Source organism: Perspicuibacillus lycopersici, from assembly GCF_025660475.1.
GTDB lineage: Bacteria > Bacillota > Bacilli > Bacillales > Caldibacillaceae > Perspicuibacillus > Perspicuibacillus lycopersici.
This window is the reverse complement of the sequence record NZ_JAOUSF010000002.1, coordinates 575,541-591,900: the sequence shown is the minus strand read 5'-3', so window position 1 is coordinate 591,900 and position 16,360 is coordinate 575,541. Positions and strand designations below refer to the sequence as shown.

Below are 16,360 nucleotides of genomic sequence, written 5' to 3'. Positions count from 1 at the left end.
TTGAGGTGATGAAAATGAGAGAGGAAGAAAAGAAACAACCTTCTCGCAAAATTGGCATACAAAAATTCTTTAAAAAACGTTGGGTTTATCCTGCAATTTACATTGGGGCAGCAGCAATAATTTTGACGTCTTTCCTTTGGTTCCAAGGTAGAGGGACAGATGATGCAGAGGAAAATCAATTTGGCTATCAAAACAATCCAGGTAATCAAATTGGTGGAGAAGATGCATTAGAAGTAAACAGTCCTGTAGAAAACTTTAAGTGGCCAGTAGCAAATGCAGATGATGTAGAAGTAAAAACACCATTCTATGATGCAGCGGCTTCTGAAGAAGAACAAGAGGCAGCATTACTTTCCTACGAAAATAGCTTCCAACCAAATACTGGTATTGCGGTCGTAGCGAAAAATGGTGAAACATTTGATGTGTTAGCTGCCTTAAGTGGAACTGTAAAAGCAGTTGAACAAGACACCGTGCTTGGAAACGTTGTAATTGTAGAACATTCAGAAGGTATTGAAACACGTTACCAATCCCTTGATGATGTCCAAGTTACTGTCGGTGATCAAGTTAAACAAGGCCAAGTTTTAGGTAAAGCAGGAAAAAGCTTGTTGAACCAAGAAGCAGGAGTACATCTTCAATTCGAAATCCGTAAAGATGATGTACCAGTGAACCCATTAGCGTTTTTTGAAAAATCATTAACTACTTTACAAAATCTTGATGTAGAGAATACAGAAAGTGCTTCTGATGAAAATAGTGCAACAGAAGACGAAAATGTAAATGGTGAAGAGACCGAGGACGAAATGCAACCTGACAACGGTCCACAACACCAAGACTCAATTCAAGAGGAAGACACTACTGAAGAAGATGCCAATGAAACAAGCGCATCATAATTAGTAAAAAAGTTCAATCCATAGTGTTAAAAATACAATGGAAAAGACCTATCCAAACGGAAAATGTCCGGGTGGATAGGTCTTTTTTCAATTCCAAGAATCATTATGCTTCTCACAAATTTCGAGGTTACCTGCAAACAATCGTCTCGCACGTTAAATAATCGGAAGGGGCACTAGCTAAAAATAATACGATTTCTGCCATATCATTTGGTTGGGCAATTTGCTGTAAGCGGGATAATCCTTCTTGATTATTAACACTACGTGTTGCAAGAAATCTACCAGTATAGGTGGAAGCAGGCGCAAGGCAATTCACATTCACATTAAAGGGACGAAGCTGTTCACCTAAACACTGTGTATAATGGGAAATGGCAGCCTTTGCACTTGCATAGATTATACCTTCTGTCGTCGGAACATGACCAGCCCCAGAACCAATATTAATAATTTTTCCGGTCTGTCTTTGCTGCATATGCTTACCGACAAATTTACACATATACATCGTCGTTAATAGATTCCGACTTACAACAGACTCGATATCTTCTACGGCAATATCGAGTGCATCATTTGGATTTGGTCTTGGTGTATTTGCCCCAATATCGCCACCAGCATTATTTACAAGAATATCAATTTTACCAAAATGATTGATGGCAGTTTGAACAAGCTCTTTTACTTGGATAGGGTCAGTAAGATCGGCAGTTAGAAAAATCGCCTCACTACCTAAACGGCGAATTTCTTCGGCAACTGCTTCACCAGAGGGAGCTTCCCCAAACTCTGCTGCTGCATCGGAACGAATATCATGAATAATAATATCAGCTCCAGCACTTGCTAATTTATGTGCATAATGCCTTCCTAGTCCACGGCTAGAACCTGTTACTAACGCTACTTTTCCAGACAAATCGGTATTTTTCATAGAAAAACTTCCTTCCTTAAAATAGATGGATACTCAAATTAGGTATAGGCTACACTCGGAAATTGGGTAGCGTATTTCCCGCCACTACAATCGATTAATGTACCAGTAATATAGCTGGCTGCATCAGATGCTAGGAAGCAAATAAGGTTTGCAATATCCTTTTCCTCGCCCCATCTTCTAATGGTTAAAGTATCTAGTAGCTGATTTTGTCTCTCGTCTGGTAATTCTTTAAAATGATTTAATGTACTTGGTATCATTCCTGGTGCATAGCTGTTTACTGTAATGTTCCAAGGTCCAAGCTCTCCTGCAAGCACTCTTGTAAATTGTACGACGCCTGCTTTAGCGGATGCATAGGCAGCACTACCAATGGAAGGGATGATAGCGGCGAATGATGCAGCATTAATAATTCGTCCAAATTTTTGTTTTTTCATTGTCGGAATTACAGCCTTGCACATCAGAAATGTGCCCTTTAAATTCACCTCATGACAAAAATCCCATTCATTTTCTGGTAAATTTTCAATCAAACCATCGCCACTAATCCCGGCATTATTTACTAAAATATCGATCCTACCATAATGCTCCAACGTATCTTGTACCGCTTTTGCAATCTCTTCACTATTGCGAATATCGCAAACTACTGTTTTATAGTCCCAATTTTTCCTTGCTATTTCACTTTCAAGTGCTGTTATATCGGCAGCATTTCGATCCAAACCAACCGTTTTAACCCCTTCATTTGCAAGCATTAAAAATATTTCTTTTCCTATTCCTCTTGCGACACCAGTAATAATCGCTACTTTTTCCTTTAAATCAATCAGCATTTGATCGGCTCCTATTCGTTGGACAAATTTGTGAAACAATATTAGTAGATTTCTTTGTTATCCTTTTACCGCACCTGCTGTTACTCCGCTAATAATATACCGTTGAACAAATAAGGAGATGATAATAATTGGGAATGTAATAATTACAGCAGCTGCCATAAGTGCACCCCAATTAATCTCGGAGTAGGACATGAAGTTGAAGATGGCAATAGGTAATGTCTTTGTTTTTTCACCTGATAGAACGAGAGCAAACATAAAATTATTCCAAGACAATATAAACGACATTAAGGAAGACGTAATAATCCCAGGCATCACTAGTGGCAGTAGCACTTTCACAAATGCCCCCTGCAGGGTACAACCATCTACCCGCGCAGCATCCTCTAATTCGGCAGGTAATCCCTCAAAGGACGGAATCATAATCCAGATAATAAATGGTAGGCCAACTAACATATGGCTAAGCACTAAAGCAGTATAGGAATCTGTTAAATTTAGTTTCGTGAAAATAATAAACCACGGAATCATAAAGGATATTCCAGGAATGATCCGTGCAATCAAAATGACAAAGCCAAGCTTTTGTTGCTTATATTTGGCTATTGCATAGGCGGCAGGCAATCCTAAAATTAGCCCAAAAACAGTAGAAACAAAAGCAACGATAAAGCTATTGATTATATACGTAAGAAAATTATGCTCGCCGAAAACGGAGCGGTAATTATCGAATGTAGGCTGAAAAAATAAAGCAGTATCTGTAGACATAATTTGTGCCTGTGTTTTAAACGATGCAATTAGCATCCATATAAACGGAAAAATAAAAATGAGCGTTACCAAAATGATGAGTACATAATTAAAATATGTGAGACGTTTGGCTTTTCTCATAATGTCACCTCCGTTTTCTTTCGTAAAATCATAATGATGGAGCTAATGCCTAAAACAATCATAAAAAAGAGCACTAAAATGGCACTTGTATAACCTAGCTTGAAATATTGAAACCCATTAACAAATCCGTAAATATTCAATGTTTCCGTGGAAAATCCAGGACCTCCACGTGTCATCGCGTAAATTAAGTCGAATTGCTTAATCGCATCAATAACACGTAGCAATACAGCTGAAAAAATGGTTGGTAGCAACAGTGGAAAAGTAACCTTCCAAAAATTTTGCCACGAATTCGCACCATCCACTGCGGCAGCTTCATAATATTCGCTAGGAATCGAAGACAATCCTGCCAGTGTAATTAAAGTAATCATTGGCGTCCATTGCCACGTATCGACTAGAGCAATGGAGGGTAGTGCCTGCTCAGGTGAAGCAATCCAAAGCTGTGGGTTAATCCCAAGTGAATTTAAAAATTGGTTTGCAAAGCCGATGGACGGTTCAAAGATGAGTAGCCAAACTAAACCGACTGCAACAGGAGTAGCAACCATAGGTAGTAAAAATAATGTTTTAACAAGCTGATTCCCTCGAAATTTCCGATTAAATAGTATTGCAATAGCAACTCCTAGAACAGTTTGAAATACTAATGCTAAAGCAGTGAAATAAAAGGTTCGGAAAAACGCTGGCCAAAATCGTGGATCATCAAATAGTAATGCTTTAAAATTATCGAAAAAGACCCATTCTGGTGGCTGGAGACTCGACATGCTCCATTCAAAGAAGCTAAGATAAAAGGTGTATCCAATTGGATAAGCAATCATTAGTAAAACGAAAATAATTGAAGGAAAGAGAAAAATAAATTTCAAATGCCTCTCAATCCACATTCCCATGAGCTTACCCCTCCTTCGGATTTTGATAAGTTTGTCCGCTGTACATAGCAAGGGAGGTCCGAGGACGACGAGAGATGACCTCGAACCTTATCACTATACGTTTATTTACTTTTCATCATCTAGTAATTCCTGGAACTGTTTGTTTGCTGCTTTTGCTGCTGCTTCGACATCCTCCCCTTGAATGGCAGCAACAATGACCGTACCGATAATATCGCGAGCATCATTTACTTTAATCACTAATGGTCTATCATACTCACGACCAATCGCATTTGCTTGATTAATAACATCTACTAGCTCGGAAGGGAATGTATCTGTTCCTTGTTGGTTATCCCAAACCGATTGGCGAGGTCCCGGTACACCGTTATCCTGTAATTTTGCTACTACTTCTTTACTTGTTGCCCATTTAATAAATTCCATGGCTTCATCTTTATTTTCCGATTTACTATTTACCGCAAGCCCCCATGAGGTGACATTATACGGTGTTTGCCCATTTGGACCAGCAGGGAATAATGTAAACCCAACCTTGTCACCAACAACCGATTTTTCTGGATCGGTTAAGTTCGGATAAATACTATCTGCATCTGTATACATCGCAGCCTTCCCTTGGCCAAACAATCCAGCAGCTTGTGGCCAGCTCATATTAAGTACACCTGGAGGGCCATATTCTCTTAACATATCCCCGTAAAATTGAAATGCTTCAATTGCTTCCGGAGTATCTAAAGTAGCCTTACCGTCAACAAAGAAGTCACCACCAAACCCATATAAAAAGCTCGAAAATTGCGTAACAGCTGCTGCGCTTTGGCCTCTGGCAACAAATCCGTAAAAATCATTTGCAGGATCATTCAAAAGTTTTGCGACATTCATTAATTCCTCGACTGTTTTTGGAACCTCAATATTGTTTTCTTCAAAAATATCTTTGCGATAATAAAGAATCTCTCGCTCTGTAACGATTGGAATGCCAAATAAAACGTCATCCGCTTTTAAAGAGTTCACTGATGGATCAGTAAAATCGCCGTATTCCCAATCTGCATCGTCAGTATAACTAGAAATGTCTGCCACCCAGCCATTTAAATTAAATAATTTCCCCTCTTGAAGCGGGCGCATCATAAATAAATCAATACTTGTTGAACCTGCTGTAAATTCAGTCGTTAATTTTTGCGTTAGCTGGTCTTCAAAATACTTTTCAAATTTCACTTTAATTCCAGTTTCTTTTTCAAATTCAGGTAGTAATGGTTCGATAGCTTCTGTCCAAGGATGGTTTGCTGCAATAAAGCGAAGCTCGACAGATCCATCTCCATTGTCGTTGCCATTAGAGCAGGCAAATAATAGCCCTGATACGAGTACGATGAAAAATAAAAGCAACGTACTGGTTTTCTTTTTCTTCATGTTATTCACTCCTTTTAAAATTAATCGAAATGCGGTGCTCCATTATGGGAAAAACTGTTCTACTTTCGCCTTTAAAAACTCAACAGATTCCTTTAATTCATCAAGACCATTCACACCATCTTCAATCGAAATCCAACCGGAAAAATTAATGGAACGGAGCGTTTCGAAAATCGCATCATAGTCATTCATTCCTTTTCCAATTACACCATGTGCCAATGCTTCGGAATAACCGATTTCCGAATGCTCCCCTATATCTGCTAGCGAATATCCATCCTTCACATAACGATCGCTTGCATGCATCGTAATGAGCTGATTTTTTACTTGTTCTAGTAAAACTAACGGATTTTCTCCGGCAAAAATCGCATTAGACGGATCGAAATTGACGCCAAACCAAGGGGAGTCAATCTGTTGAATAATCTGTAAGAAAAGACTTGATTTCTGCGCAAATTCCGGAAATACCCATTGACCATCCTTATAGTGATTTTCCATAACAAGATGGACTTGCTTACTTGCTGCATACGGTAACAATTCCTTAATCGCACCTACTGTCCAGAACACGCCATCTGCATCAGATACCCCTGGTCTCCTTTGTCCGGATAACACTCTACAGCTTCGAAAATCACTTGGCCCTAAAAAAGCCATTACATCAATCATGACTTTCATTTTTTCTATTTCCTTAGCTCGGTATGCTTCATCTGGATGGGTAAAATCAGGGGAAGAACACATCATTGGAATAAGTAATGATTCTGCTTCAGCTGCCTTTTTGACTTGTGTTAAATATGTGTCACTCGTCTCCTTTAAAAAGGCAGGATACATCTCTAATCCATCTGCATGAAGTGTACCAGCGAGCATAATCCACTCAAACACACTCATTCGACCGTCGATGAGCTCTTCCATTAATCCTTTTGGAAAGACAGATATTCGTGGCTTTTTATTCATTGCGATAACTCCTTATGCTTGTAGTTTTACTTCACGAACTAAGGTTTCGAGAATCTTTTGTAGTTCCGCTTTGTTCGTGCTAGGACTAAATTCTTGCTGATCAATTACTAATGGGGCACCAACTACTACAAGTGGTGCCCCTAGTCTCGGCGTACTTGCAGCCTGTGTAATCGATAATCCGCCCACCACTTGGAGAGGTAAAGATACCGCTTTCAAAATACTTGCTAAGTCATCTAGCGGTGTTAATGTAGGATTTTCTCCTCTTTCATCAAATCCAGTATGAACAATAATATAATCAACCCCACAAGCTTCTAATAGCTTCGCGGTTGCTACTTTATCTGCTGCTGCTAACACATCCCCCATTACTTGAATGTTATAATCTTTAGCCGCCTTCACTACTGCACGGATAGTAGCAGGATGTGCCACACCCATGACAACAACATGGGTAGCGCCAGCTTTTGCCATCATCTCTGCCTCTAAATAGCCGCCATCCATCGTTTTTAAGTCGGCGACAATTGGATGATTAGGAAATCTCCTCCGTAATGCCTGCACTGCCTGTAACCCTTCTGCTAACAATAATGGTGTTCCAGCCTCTAACCAATCGACTCCAGCCGCAACAGCAATCTCTGCCATCTCTAAAGCTTCTTCTATATTTGTTAAATCTAGTGAGATCTGAATAATCGGTTTCATTCTATCTCCCCCCTACAAAATAGTTCACAAGCATGCATTCACTTTTTCCAATGAAAATACGAAATTAAAATGATCCTTTCAAAAATTATTCGACATAGAAATGTAATTTTTACCATGATATGAATGCGGAAATGGAAGTATGACTAGTTATCTACTGTTAACCAAGACGATAGCGATGGGTAGGTAGTAGTAAAAGTGTGAAATATAGTGGATTCTCTAATTTTTATCAATAAATCAAAAAATTAAGGGTATTCAAAAACAAGAGGAAGTGATACGATTACAAAATAAATAATAATCACGTTTTATAAAGGGAGAGGATGACATATGAAAAAACTATTACTTACAGGATTTGAACCTTTTTTACAGTTTCCGATAAATCCAACCGAGCATATTGTGCAGAAGCTAGATAGAGCAATCATCGGAGAATATGAAATCCGTGGCGTTCTCTTACCTGTTGATTTTGAAAAAAGTCCTCAACGTTTGCTAGAGGCGATTGAGAAGGAGCAACCAGATGCTATACTTTCGCTCGGATTAGCGGGTGGAAGAAATTGTATTACACCAGAGCGGGTGGCAATTAACTGCAAGGATGGGGAACCAGACAATAATGGTGTGAAATATGAGGATGCACTAATAGCAGCAGATGGTCCAGCGGCATATTTTTCAAAATTACCGATCCGCAGCATCGTAAATACGTTAAGAGAAAATCAGTTGCCTGCCCAAATATCCAACACAGCAGGAACCTATCTGTGCAACAATGTCATGTATACCGGATTACACTATTTAGCAACGAAAGGTCTCGATATTCCATCAGGATTTATTCATGTTCCAGCATCACATCCATTGGCGGTTGAAAGTAAAAGATCTATACCAAGCTGGTCAAATGAAGATCTCGTTCGTGGAATTTGCCTTGCGATTGAATGCTTATAGGCAATACATACGAGGAATTGTGAAAGTGGCAGAAATTTTGTTAGGGCTTCCTATAGGAGGCCCCTTTTTCTTGTAAGTATAAAAAATTTATTGAAATTACGATGGACATTGAAAGCAAGTTCCGACATATTTCTTGGGAAATACAAAAAGTATGACAAGGGAAATAAACCAATGCATAGAAAGTAGTCGAATGTTGTCGCTGAAAAAATGTGTATTCTATTTATAACTCAGAAACTTAGTAAAAAATAACTACAGTATCTGTCCGATAGAAATATATAGTTAAAGCAAAAAGCAAATTCCTTTCCAGTCCATCTGTCATCTGCTCACACTTCATCCTATCATTTGCATATAAAAGAATAACTATTGAAAATTAAAAATTAATTATGCGACACCTTGTCCTTATTATGCTTTTCGTGCATATTCCCTTGCACAGGCTAATAAACTGTTACAAAACCAATAAGTGAGGTGACGATATAGGGGTACGATGTTTCGTTTCCGAGGGGACAAAATTCCCCTGTTATTAAACAAATTGAAACGAAGCAGTTCCAACCTCGTGACCGATACTTGGAAATAATTTTTTCGAAAAAACGGAGGGTCAAGCTAGTTCGAGTACTATTCATGCAGATAGTTAATAAAAACCGAGCTGAGGTCTTTGCCAACCGTATAAGAAAAAAAGGCGAGGTGAAAAATTGGGGATGTTTGTCCATTTTCTGCAGGTCAATGGGTGTATGCTGGAATGGAAGTTTTACCCCAGGAAAGCCTTGCGAATATCATTCAAGAAAGAAGAGAGTGTTTGAGGTGAGGAATCGTAAAATGGCAGCTTAGATGGTGTGGGGACCAAGGAAAGAAATCAGACAAACAGAAAGTATTTACTTTCTGCCGCATAAAGTTTTTCCACCAAATGTACATAAATAAAAAAACAGCATGATATCGAATAGGACAAATGTTTTGGATTGAACCGTTCTTTATGCGGATTAAATAGTAGTTCGTCAAAGCGAGAGCGAGTCTCATTTCACACTTCTCACATCCAAAGAGGGAGGCGAGTGGTGTGCACGATTACATCAAGGAAAGGACGATCAAGATTGGAAAGTATATCGTGGAGACGAGAAAAACGGTTCGCGTGATTGCGAAAGAGTTTGGCGTGTCCAAAAGTACTGTCCACAAAGATTTAACAGAAAGGTTACCTGAAATTAACCCGGATTTAGCGAATGAGGTAAAGGATATTCTCGATTACCATAAATCCATTCGACATTTACGGGGAGGAGAAGCAACAAAATTAAAATATAAAAAGGGTACAAAAGAAACAGTTCTTGAAAAATAGGGTGCTGTCTTTCTAGCAGCGCCTATTTTTCTGGCGTAAAATTGGGCAAACTATTAGTGTGAGTTGAATTAGTTTTCGACAAAATAATAGAATATCTACTACAATTCAGCAATTTTTTTAGAAATAATAAAAAAAATGACGAAAATCCTCCATTTTCGGTAGCAAATGTGATAAAATAATCAATTAGTAAGATTGAATGCACGGACTAGTGTAAGGAGGAGCTAATAGGTATGTTTGCCAGAGATATTGGAATTGACTTAGGGACTGCCAATGTTTTGATAAATGTAAAAGGCCGAGGAATTGTTCTTAATGAGCCAGCGGTTGTCGCAATCGACAAAAATACAAATCGAGTATTAGCGGTTGGTGAAGCTGCAAGAAAAATGGTTGGTCGTACACCTGGAAACATTGTGGCAATTCGCCCACTAAAAGACGGCGTAATTGCGGATTTTGAAGTAACGGAAGCAATGTTAAAATACTTTATTAACAAGTTAAATGTCAAAGGACTTTTATCAAAACCAAGAATTTTAATTTGTTGCCCAACAAATATTACTAGCGTAGAACAAAAAGCTATCCGTGAAGCTGCAGAGAAGAGCGGTGGCAAAAAAGTGTACCTAGAAGAAGAGCCAAAGGTAGCGGCTATTGGTGCTGGTATGGATATTTTCCAACCAACAGGCAACATGGTTGTTGACATTGGTGGGGGTACAACAGATATTGCGGTATTATCGATGGGGGATATTGTTACTTCTTCCTCTATTAAAATGGCTGGAGATAAATTCGACGCCGAAATTTTACAACATATTAAGCGCAAGTATAAATTACTTATCGGGGAACGTACAGCGGAAGATATTAAAATTAATATCGGTACTGTATTCCCAGGATCACGCAATGAAGAAATGGCAATTCGTGGACGCGACATGGTAACAGGTCTTCCTCGAACAATTACAGTCAATTCCGCTGAAATTGAAGGCGCCCTTCGTGAATCAATATCCGTAATCGTCCAAGCAGCTAAGTCAGTATTGGAGCGGACACCACCTGAGCTTTCTGCAGATATCATTGATCGCGGTGTTATTTTAACTGGCGGCGGAGCACTCCTTCATGGCATTGACAGCCTATTAAGTGAAGAGCTAAAAGTACCAGTAATCGTTGCGGAAAATCCGATGGATTGCGTAGCAAACGGAACAGGTATTATGCTAGATAATATTGATCGGATTTCTAACCGGAAATTGGTTTAATAGAGAGCAAAACACCCGCTAATTTTAGCGGGTGTTTTTTTTTGAAAACTAGTCTGTTCGCTCGAATGAATGAGAGAAGTGTATTCAGTTTGCGGTCTTTATTACAAATAACTTCCAATCTATCCTTCCACATCGCCAACCTCCTACAACAAAACTACGTTCAAACCGCGACACACTTTTATAATTTCCCGCCACGTTTTGAAAAAAATAATGTCGAAATATGAAAAATCGTTTATAATAAAAAGAAGTATAGAAAAAAGAACGGTATACATAAATGTTACAAAATCGTATGTAATGAACATTAACCAATTTACCAAAAAATGAGGTGAGGACATGCTTCGAGGATTTTATACCGCTGCTTCTGGAATGATTGCACAGCAAAAACGTACAGAAATGTTAACGAATAATTTAGCAAATGTAAATACTCCGGGGTTTAAAGCAGATCAATCTTCGGTTAGGGCATTTCCAGAAATGCTACTTCAACGGATGGAAAATCAATCCATTTCTCCAAGCTCAAATGCGTCTATTCCGACGAGTACTTTAGTCGGTGCAGTTAACACCGGGGTTTACGTTCAAGACATGACGCCGAACTTTAAACAAGGGGATTTAGGAGAAACTGGTGTGAATACAGATATTGCTCTCAATGGTTTCATAATGCCAACAACGGAAGAGGGAATAACTGGTTCGATTTTCTACACGATTGAAAATCCGGAAGAGGGCAATTTATATACAAGAAATGGCAATTTCACGTTAGATGCTTCCGGGTATTTAACCACTCCGAACGGACAATATGTTCTTGATGCGGCTGGCAATCGGATTCAGCTAGCAAGTGATCAATTTACTGTTTCGCAAAATGGTTGGATCGAGCAAAATAACCAATTAGTAACAAGATTAGGGGTAGCTTTTGCGGAAAATCCAAATCAACTAACGAAAGGCGATAATGGGTACTATAGTTTTGAGGGAGAATTACCTTCTGCTTACACGGTTGATGGTCTCTCGTTTACAACTAATCAAGGCTACACAGAACGTTCCAATGTTAATTCCTCGCAAACAATGACAGAAATGTTAGCTGCCTATCGCAGTTTTGAGGCAAATCAAAAAGTACTACAGGCTTATGATCAAAGTTTGGACAAAGCAGTGAATGATGTAGGTAAAATATAAAGCTTTCCTTTAAATAAATAGTTTCGGATGAAATGTAAAATCGAAATGAGGTGATAGCAGTGAGTCGAATGATGATAACCGCGTCTAACACAATGGATCAATTACAGAAGCAGTTAGATATTATTAGTAGTAATATTGCCAACTCCCAAACAACAGGATATAAATCGAAAAATGTTTCGTTTTCGGAGCTGATGTATCAACAATTTAATAATCAATCAGGTATAGAAAACGAGGTTGGGCGATTAACGCCAGGGGGCATTCGTCAAGGCTCTGGTGCCCGAATTGGACAAGTACAAACAAATTTATCACAAGGAGCGGTTACTGATACCGGAAGACAATTAGATTTTGCCTTAACAAAGGCAGATCAATTTTTTAAAGTATTAGTTCCAAATGGTAATACTATTCAAGTACAGTACACGAGAGATGGTGCCTTTTATTTATCCCCAATGAATAATAATGAAATGGCATTAGTAACGAGTGACGGCTATCAAGTATTAGATGAACAAAATAACCCGATAATCATTAACGGAAATGTATCGGAACTAACAGTAAATCAATCTGGCCAGCTTTCTGTCGTAAATACCGATGGGCAAACTGAACAGTTTACGCTAGGTGTTGTCCAGGTCCATAATCCGAATGCGCTGATGAACACGGGAAATAACTTATTAGCAATACCTGATGCGTTTGCTGGTCAAGAAGCGGACATATTGACGAATTTAGAGGGAGCCGGTAGACAACAGGTTGGGATAAAGCAAGGTGCTTTAGAGCAATCGAATGTGGACATCTCTGTAGAAATGACAAACCTAATGCAAACCCAACGGGCATATCAATTCCAATCAAGAGCAGTGACTTTATCGGATCAAATGCAAGGACTAATTAATGGTATCCGGTAATAAAATGGAATAATCACAATCCGAGCGAAAAATGATGGTTAACAATAGATGGCAAGAGAAAAGTCAGAGATGGAAACGATGTACTGACTAATCCATGTTTTAAAGGGGTTTGGCCAAGTGGAAAATACGGAATTAAAAATTCAATCGCGTGAAGACCTTAAGAAGCTGAAGGAAGTATCCGCAGTTAAAAAGGGAAAAAAAGTAGATGACGAATCGAGAGAAGAAAGAAAAAGTAAGCCAAAGAAATTACGGGTAAGACTAATCCCAATTTGGCTACGAGTAGTAATTGTTCTCGTTTTAATTATTGTCTTTTTCATCATCGGATCAATGATTGGCTACGGTATCATTGGAGATGGAAATCCAATGGATGTCTTAAAAAAAGGCACGTGGACACATATTATTGATATTGTGAATGAAGGAACCGAGCCGAATAAATAATAGCAAATATGAAAAAATGGGAGCGAAGTCTTCCATTTCTTTTTTTATTTCAGTACAATTAGTAGTAACTACTAAAACCAGGAGGTATATTTATGTTAGACATTACAGAAATTCAAAAAATCATTCCGCATAGATATCCGTTTTTATTAATTGATCAAATTTTAGAAGTAGAAGAGGAAAAACGAGCAGTCGGTTTGAAAAACGTAACAATGAATGAACAATTCTTTACTGGTCATTTCCCAGAATATCCGGTAATGCCAGGTGTCCTTATTGTAGAAGCACTAGCTCAAGTTGGAGCAGTTGCACTTTTAAAAAAAGAGGAAAACCGCGGGAGACTGGCATTTTTTGCTGGAATTGACAATTGCCGCTTTAAAAGACAAGTAAAGCCAGGCGACCAATTACGTTTAGAAGTGGAAATTACAAGAATTCGTGGTCCGATTGGAAAAGGTAAAGGGATAGCAACGGTCAATGGTGAAATTGCTTGTGAGACGGATATTACCTTTGCACTTGGTGACAAAAAAGAATAAAAACAGTGTTAAATGCTTGTCGACATGGACGAGCATTTTTTTTGCAAAAAAAAGATTTCTGTCTTCCTCTATTTCACATCATCCGATAAATTTTTGATCAACTTCCATTATTTGTATTAATTGCCCATAAACTTCTGTAAGTTCTTTATTATTTTGGGCAATATAACAACTGACCTACTGAGATGGTCAATATATTTTTTGAAAGGGGTAGACGAATGGACCGATTTTTGAAAATTTTCGGTGGTACTTTATTGTCAGCTATGCTATTAGTTGGCTGTGCGAATAATGATGATGATCAGAATCCTCCTCCAGAAGATGATGATGTAAACATTAATGACGATATTACAACAGATACCGACACTGATGGAGGAACAAATGGCGGTGCTGGTACTACTGAAAATGGTACAGGCAATGGCACAGGAAATGGTACAGATGGAACTAGTGGTACAGGCAACGGTACAACTGGAACAAATGGTACAGATAGTACAGATGGTAATGGTACAGGAACAAACGATGTAAATATTAATGGGGACGGAGATACAGGCGTTGACAACAACACCCCTGCAGAAGATCTAGTGGAAGACGGCTTAGATATGAACGATAACGATAATAAAGACGAATAATAACTGCTGGACAGGGGGATTACAGTCTCCCTGTCTCTCTTGATTTAATTGGATTTTATTTTTTGTTGAAATGCCTCTAATAGTGCTTCACCAGATAAGCCTTTTTCAATTAAGCTCTCCAGTAATCGCTCGGCATAGTCATGTTTTCCGTGATGTAAGGAGCCCTCTAATAGCACACTGAAATAAGTATCAATTTTCTTTAAAGAAATCATCTTCATAGTTAAAACCGCGGGAGCGTTTTGCTTATTTGTTATGATAACCTCTACGTTGATCGCTTCACCAGGTGCAAATTCTTCAAAAGGTGTAACATATGCTTCCTCGAAAAAAATCTCCAGTAACCATGTGTTTTTATCATTTTCATTATTGATGATTAACGAATCTAGAAACGGGATATTTATATACGCACCCATCTTGTTGAAAAGCTGAAAAGTAACAATTTTAAAGGTTTTCATCGAAATCTCTCCTCGCGTCGACCAATTGTTATAGGTATATTTCTACTTTATCATGAAAAATCCTTTTCCCTCTATAAAAAAGGAGTAATTATGCGAATAATTACGTACTTACGATAAATATTTTTAGTAAAATCTAACGAAAAAATTTTACTGAAAAAAATTTTATTCTGTAGCATTTCTACAAATTCATGTGAGTAATACAGAAATTATCGCGATTTTGGCTAGTAAAATCGCTAATTTCCCTTAGTAAAATATTTTTTATTATTAAATTTTACCGAATTTACACGATAGGTACAATTTACTATGATAAATTTACCGATGGGGAAAGGAGGGGAGCCATTGATAAACCAAGTGACATTAGTTGGAAGACTAACTCGAGATCCAGAGCTGAAATTTACACAAGAAGGTACTGCTGTAACAAATATTACCTTAGCTGTGAATCGGAATTTCCGAAGTGCGAATGGAAATAACGATGCAGACTTTGTCCAATGTACACTTTGGAGGAGAGCAGCGGAAAACACGGTGGAATATTGTCGAAAAGGATCGACTATCGGTGTCATTGGAAGAATCCAAACGAGAAATTATGAAAACTCGGATGGAAAAAGAGTATATGTGACAGAAGTGATTGCTGATAGTGTGCGTTTCCTCGGTAGACGGCCAGCGGAGGATAAAGAAATAGCATCCGTTAGCTCGTAAATTTTTTCTGGCGGATCTCAAGTAGTGCTTCACAAAAGGAGGGGGAAGTGTGCAGCGAATTCCGGATTCCTTTCAATTAGAGGAGATGGTACAGCTACTTATTCGCATTGTTGGAAAATCAAATGAAAAAATGGTGGAAATGGACCGTCGCGTCAAGCAATTAGAAGCTATCCTTAAAACGCAAGGTATTCCATTGGAAGGAATAACTGGAGTACAGAAAGTGGTCCATTAAAGAATATGAAAGCAATTAACAGGCGAAATGGCTAATGAGTTGGCTTAAATCTAACAATAGAAAGAAGGATGCCATTGAAATTTTTATAAGAATATTTATTGGGGTATATATAAGGTTTAAGAATATTATTTGAAAAGCTACTTATACAAGGGATGCAAAATTTCCAGGACCAATACTTACAAATAAAATGATAAATAACCTATGAACGAAAAGTAATGTATAGCAAGAATGTATAGCAAGTTCGTGCGCCTGAATAGAAGTGGGGTAACTTCTTTATCAACGTACGTACACCACAAATAACAGTTCAAATTCCAAAATGTCGAAATTTATTTTTAAATGCATGCAGAATGTAATGATTTTCTTACGGTAAAAAGACGACGAATACGGCAAAAAAATTTAAAAAAAGCTAAAACTAGCTTTAGGTGGATAGATGAAAAGAAATGGATTGTATTTTACCTATAAGGATCATCTAGGGGAATGAAG

General features: G+C 38.2%; 19 protein-coding genes. 11 read left to right on the top strand and 8 right to left on the bottom strand.

What is annotated here, in order from left to right; translation table 11 throughout:
- Positions 1 to 14: 14 nt before the first annotated feature.
- Complete coding sequence (locus OEV98_RS06940; protein WP_263072498.1) at positions 15 to 884, top strand: M23 family metallopeptidase; 870 nt, start codon at positions 15 to 17, stop codon at positions 882 to 884.
- A 127-nt stretch (positions 885 to 1,011) separates the two neighbouring features.
- On the opposite strand, the gene OEV98_RS06935 is transcribed toward OEV98_RS06940, so the two are convergent.
- The 7 genes from OEV98_RS06935 to OEV98_RS06905 form a co-directional block, all read right to left on the bottom strand.
- Complete coding sequence (locus tag OEV98_RS06935; RefSeq protein ID WP_263072497.1) at positions 1,012 to 1,791, bottom strand: SDR family NAD(P)-dependent oxidoreductase; 780 nt, start codon at positions 1,789 to 1,791, stop codon at positions 1,012 to 1,014.
- Positions 1,792 to 1,829: 38 nt separating this feature from the next.
- A complete protein-coding gene (locus OEV98_RS06930) occupies positions 1,830 to 2,609 on the bottom strand; it encodes an SDR family NAD(P)-dependent oxidoreductase (protein ID WP_263072496.1) in 780 nt (259 codons plus the stop codon).
- A 57-nt stretch (positions 2,610 to 2,666) separates the two neighbouring features.
- Entirely contained in the window at positions 2,667 to 3,482 is an 816-nt protein-coding gene (locus OEV98_RS06925; RefSeq protein WP_263072495.1) for a carbohydrate ABC transporter permease, read from the bottom strand.
- Positions 3,479 to 4,360 carry a carbohydrate ABC transporter permease gene (locus OEV98_RS06920; RefSeq protein ID WP_263072494.1) on the bottom strand — a complete coding sequence of 294 codons (882 nt, stop codon included), beginning with the start codon at positions 4,358 to 4,360 and terminating at the stop codon, positions 3,479 to 3,481. The genes OEV98_RS06925 and OEV98_RS06920 overlap by 4 nt, the downstream gene beginning before the upstream one ends.
- A gap of 105 nt (positions 4,361 to 4,465) precedes the next feature.
- Positions 4,466 to 5,746, bottom strand: coding sequence for an ABC transporter substrate-binding protein (locus OEV98_RS06915; protein WP_263072493.1), 1,281 nt, complete (start codon positions 5,744 to 5,746; stop codon positions 4,466 to 4,468).
- Between the two features lie 42 nt (positions 5,747 to 5,788).
- Complete coding sequence (locus OEV98_RS06910) at positions 5,789 to 6,685, bottom strand: sugar phosphate isomerase/epimerase family protein (protein ID WP_263072492.1); 897 nt, start codon at positions 6,683 to 6,685, stop codon at positions 5,789 to 5,791.
- A gap of 12 nt (positions 6,686 to 6,697) precedes the next feature.
- Complete coding sequence (locus tag OEV98_RS06905) at positions 6,698 to 7,375, bottom strand: orotidine 5'-phosphate decarboxylase / HUMPS family protein (protein ID WP_263072491.1); 678 nt, start codon at positions 7,373 to 7,375, stop codon at positions 6,698 to 6,700.
- Between the two features lie 324 nt (positions 7,376 to 7,699).
- Between OEV98_RS06905 and OEV98_RS06900 the strand changes: the two genes are divergently transcribed.
- The 8 genes from OEV98_RS06900 to OEV98_RS06865 all read left to right on the top strand — a co-directional run bounded on the left by OEV98_RS06900 (position 7,700) and on the right by OEV98_RS06865 (position 14,497).
- Positions 7,700 to 8,302 (top strand): pyroglutamyl-peptidase I, encoded by a 603-nt coding sequence (locus OEV98_RS06900; protein WP_263072490.1) that lies wholly within the window; start codon positions 7,700 to 7,702, stop codon positions 8,300 to 8,302.
- Positions 8,303 to 9,350: 1,048 nt separating this feature from the next.
- Positions 9,351 to 9,623 carry a sporulation transcriptional regulator SpoIIID gene (gene spoIIID / locus OEV98_RS06895; protein WP_263072489.1) on the top strand — a complete coding sequence of 91 codons (273 nt, stop codon included), beginning with the start codon at positions 9,351 to 9,353 and terminating at the stop codon, positions 9,621 to 9,623.
- Positions 9,624 to 9,853: 230 nt separating this feature from the next.
- A complete protein-coding gene (gene mreB / locus OEV98_RS06890) occupies positions 9,854 to 10,855 on the top strand; it encodes a rod shape-determining protein (RefSeq protein ID WP_263072488.1) in 1,002 nt (333 codons plus the stop codon).
- Between the two features lie 333 nt (positions 10,856 to 11,188).
- Positions 11,189 to 12,016: a flagellar hook-basal body protein gene (locus tag OEV98_RS06885; RefSeq protein WP_263072487.1), complete on the top strand. Its 828-nt coding sequence runs from the start codon at positions 11,189 to 11,191 to the stop codon at positions 12,014 to 12,016.
- 68 nt (positions 12,017 to 12,084) lie between these two features.
- Positions 12,085 to 12,909: a flagellar hook-basal body protein gene (locus tag OEV98_RS06880; protein ID WP_317633797.1), complete on the top strand. Its 825-nt coding sequence runs from the start codon at positions 12,085 to 12,087 to the stop codon at positions 12,907 to 12,909.
- A gap of 117 nt (positions 12,910 to 13,026) precedes the next feature.
- Positions 13,027 to 13,347: a DNA-directed RNA polymerase subunit beta gene (locus OEV98_RS06875; protein ID WP_263072485.1), complete on the top strand. Its 321-nt coding sequence runs from the start codon at positions 13,027 to 13,029 to the stop codon at positions 13,345 to 13,347.
- 92 nt (positions 13,348 to 13,439) lie between these two features.
- On the top strand, positions 13,440 to 13,874 hold the full coding sequence (gene fabZ / locus OEV98_RS06870; RefSeq protein ID WP_263072484.1) for a 3-hydroxyacyl-ACP dehydratase FabZ: 435 nt from the start codon (positions 13,440 to 13,442) through the stop codon (positions 13,872 to 13,874).
- 215 nt (positions 13,875 to 14,089) lie between these two features.
- Positions 14,090 to 14,497 (top strand): hypothetical protein, encoded by a 408-nt coding sequence (locus OEV98_RS06865; RefSeq protein ID WP_263072483.1) that lies wholly within the window; start codon positions 14,090 to 14,092, stop codon positions 14,495 to 14,497.
- Positions 14,498 to 14,541: 44 nt separating this feature from the next.
- On the opposite strand, the gene OEV98_RS06860 is transcribed toward OEV98_RS06865, so the two are convergent.
- Positions 14,542 to 14,949: a YwpF-like family protein gene (locus OEV98_RS06860; RefSeq protein ID WP_263072482.1), complete on the bottom strand. Its 408-nt coding sequence runs from the start codon at positions 14,947 to 14,949 to the stop codon at positions 14,542 to 14,544.
- 339 nt (positions 14,950 to 15,288) lie between these two features.
- On the opposite strand from OEV98_RS06860, the gene OEV98_RS06855 reads away from it, so the two are divergent.
- Together OEV98_RS06855 and OEV98_RS06850 are read left to right on the top strand one after the other, a co-directional pair.
- The gene (locus OEV98_RS06855; protein WP_263072481.1) at positions 15,289 to 15,645 is read left to right on the top strand and encodes a single-stranded DNA-binding protein; all 357 of its coding nucleotides are present in this window, start codon (positions 15,289 to 15,291) and stop codon (positions 15,643 to 15,645) included.
- Positions 15,646 to 15,694: 49 nt separating this feature from the next.
- A complete protein-coding gene (locus tag OEV98_RS06850; RefSeq protein WP_263072480.1) occupies positions 15,695 to 15,877 on the top strand; it encodes a hypothetical protein in 183 nt (60 codons plus the stop codon).
- Positions 15,878 to 16,360 lie beyond the last annotated feature (483 nt).

What these genes read in the sequence shown, in the direction of transcription:
- OEV98_RS06940 (WP_263072498.1), top strand. Translation starts at nt 15, where the DNA reads ATGAGAGAGGAAGAAAAGAAACAACCTTCTCGCAAAATTGGCATACAA.
- OEV98_RS06935 (WP_263072497.1), bottom strand. Translation starts at nt 1,791, where the DNA reads ATGAAAAATACCGATTTGTCTGGAAAAGTAGCGTTAGTAACAGGTTCT.
- OEV98_RS06930 (WP_263072496.1), bottom strand. Translation starts at nt 2,609, where the DNA reads ATGCTGATTGATTTAAAGGAAAAAGTAGCGATTATTACTGGTGTCGCA.
- OEV98_RS06925 (WP_263072495.1), bottom strand. Translation starts at nt 3,482, where the DNA reads ATGAGAAAAGCCAAACGTCTCACATATTTTAATTATGTACTCATCATT.
- OEV98_RS06920 (WP_263072494.1), bottom strand. Translation starts at nt 4,360, where the DNA reads ATGGGAATGTGGATTGAGAGGCATTTGAAATTTATTTTTCTCTTTCCT.
- OEV98_RS06915 (WP_263072493.1), bottom strand. Translation starts at nt 5,746, where the DNA reads ATGAAGAAAAAGAAAACCAGTACGTTGCTTTTATTTTTCATCGTACTC.
- OEV98_RS06910 (WP_263072492.1), bottom strand. Translation starts at nt 6,685, where the DNA reads ATGAATAAAAAGCCACGAATATCTGTCTTTCCAAAAGGATTAATGGAA.
- OEV98_RS06905 (WP_263072491.1), bottom strand. Translation starts at nt 7,375, where the DNA reads ATGAAACCGATTATTCAGATCTCACTAGATTTAACAAATATAGAAGAA.
- OEV98_RS06900 (WP_263072490.1), top strand. Translation starts at nt 7,700, where the DNA reads ATGAAAAAACTATTACTTACAGGATTTGAACCTTTTTTACAGTTTCCG.
- mreB (WP_263072488.1), top strand. Translation starts at nt 9,854, where the DNA reads ATGTTTGCCAGAGATATTGGAATTGACTTAGGGACTGCCAATGTTTTG.
- OEV98_RS06885 (WP_263072487.1), top strand. Translation starts at nt 11,189, where the DNA reads ATGCTTCGAGGATTTTATACCGCTGCTTCTGGAATGATTGCACAGCAA.
- OEV98_RS06880 (WP_317633797.1), top strand. Translation starts at nt 12,085, where the DNA reads ATGATGATAACCGCGTCTAACACAATGGATCAATTACAGAAGCAGTTA.
- fabZ (WP_263072484.1), top strand. Translation starts at nt 13,440, where the DNA reads ATGTTAGACATTACAGAAATTCAAAAAATCATTCCGCATAGATATCCG.
- OEV98_RS06865 (WP_263072483.1), top strand. Translation starts at nt 14,090, where the DNA reads ATGGACCGATTTTTGAAAATTTTCGGTGGTACTTTATTGTCAGCTATG.
- OEV98_RS06860 (WP_263072482.1), bottom strand. Translation starts at nt 14,949, where the DNA reads ATGAAAACCTTTAAAATTGTTACTTTTCAGCTTTTCAACAAGATGGGT.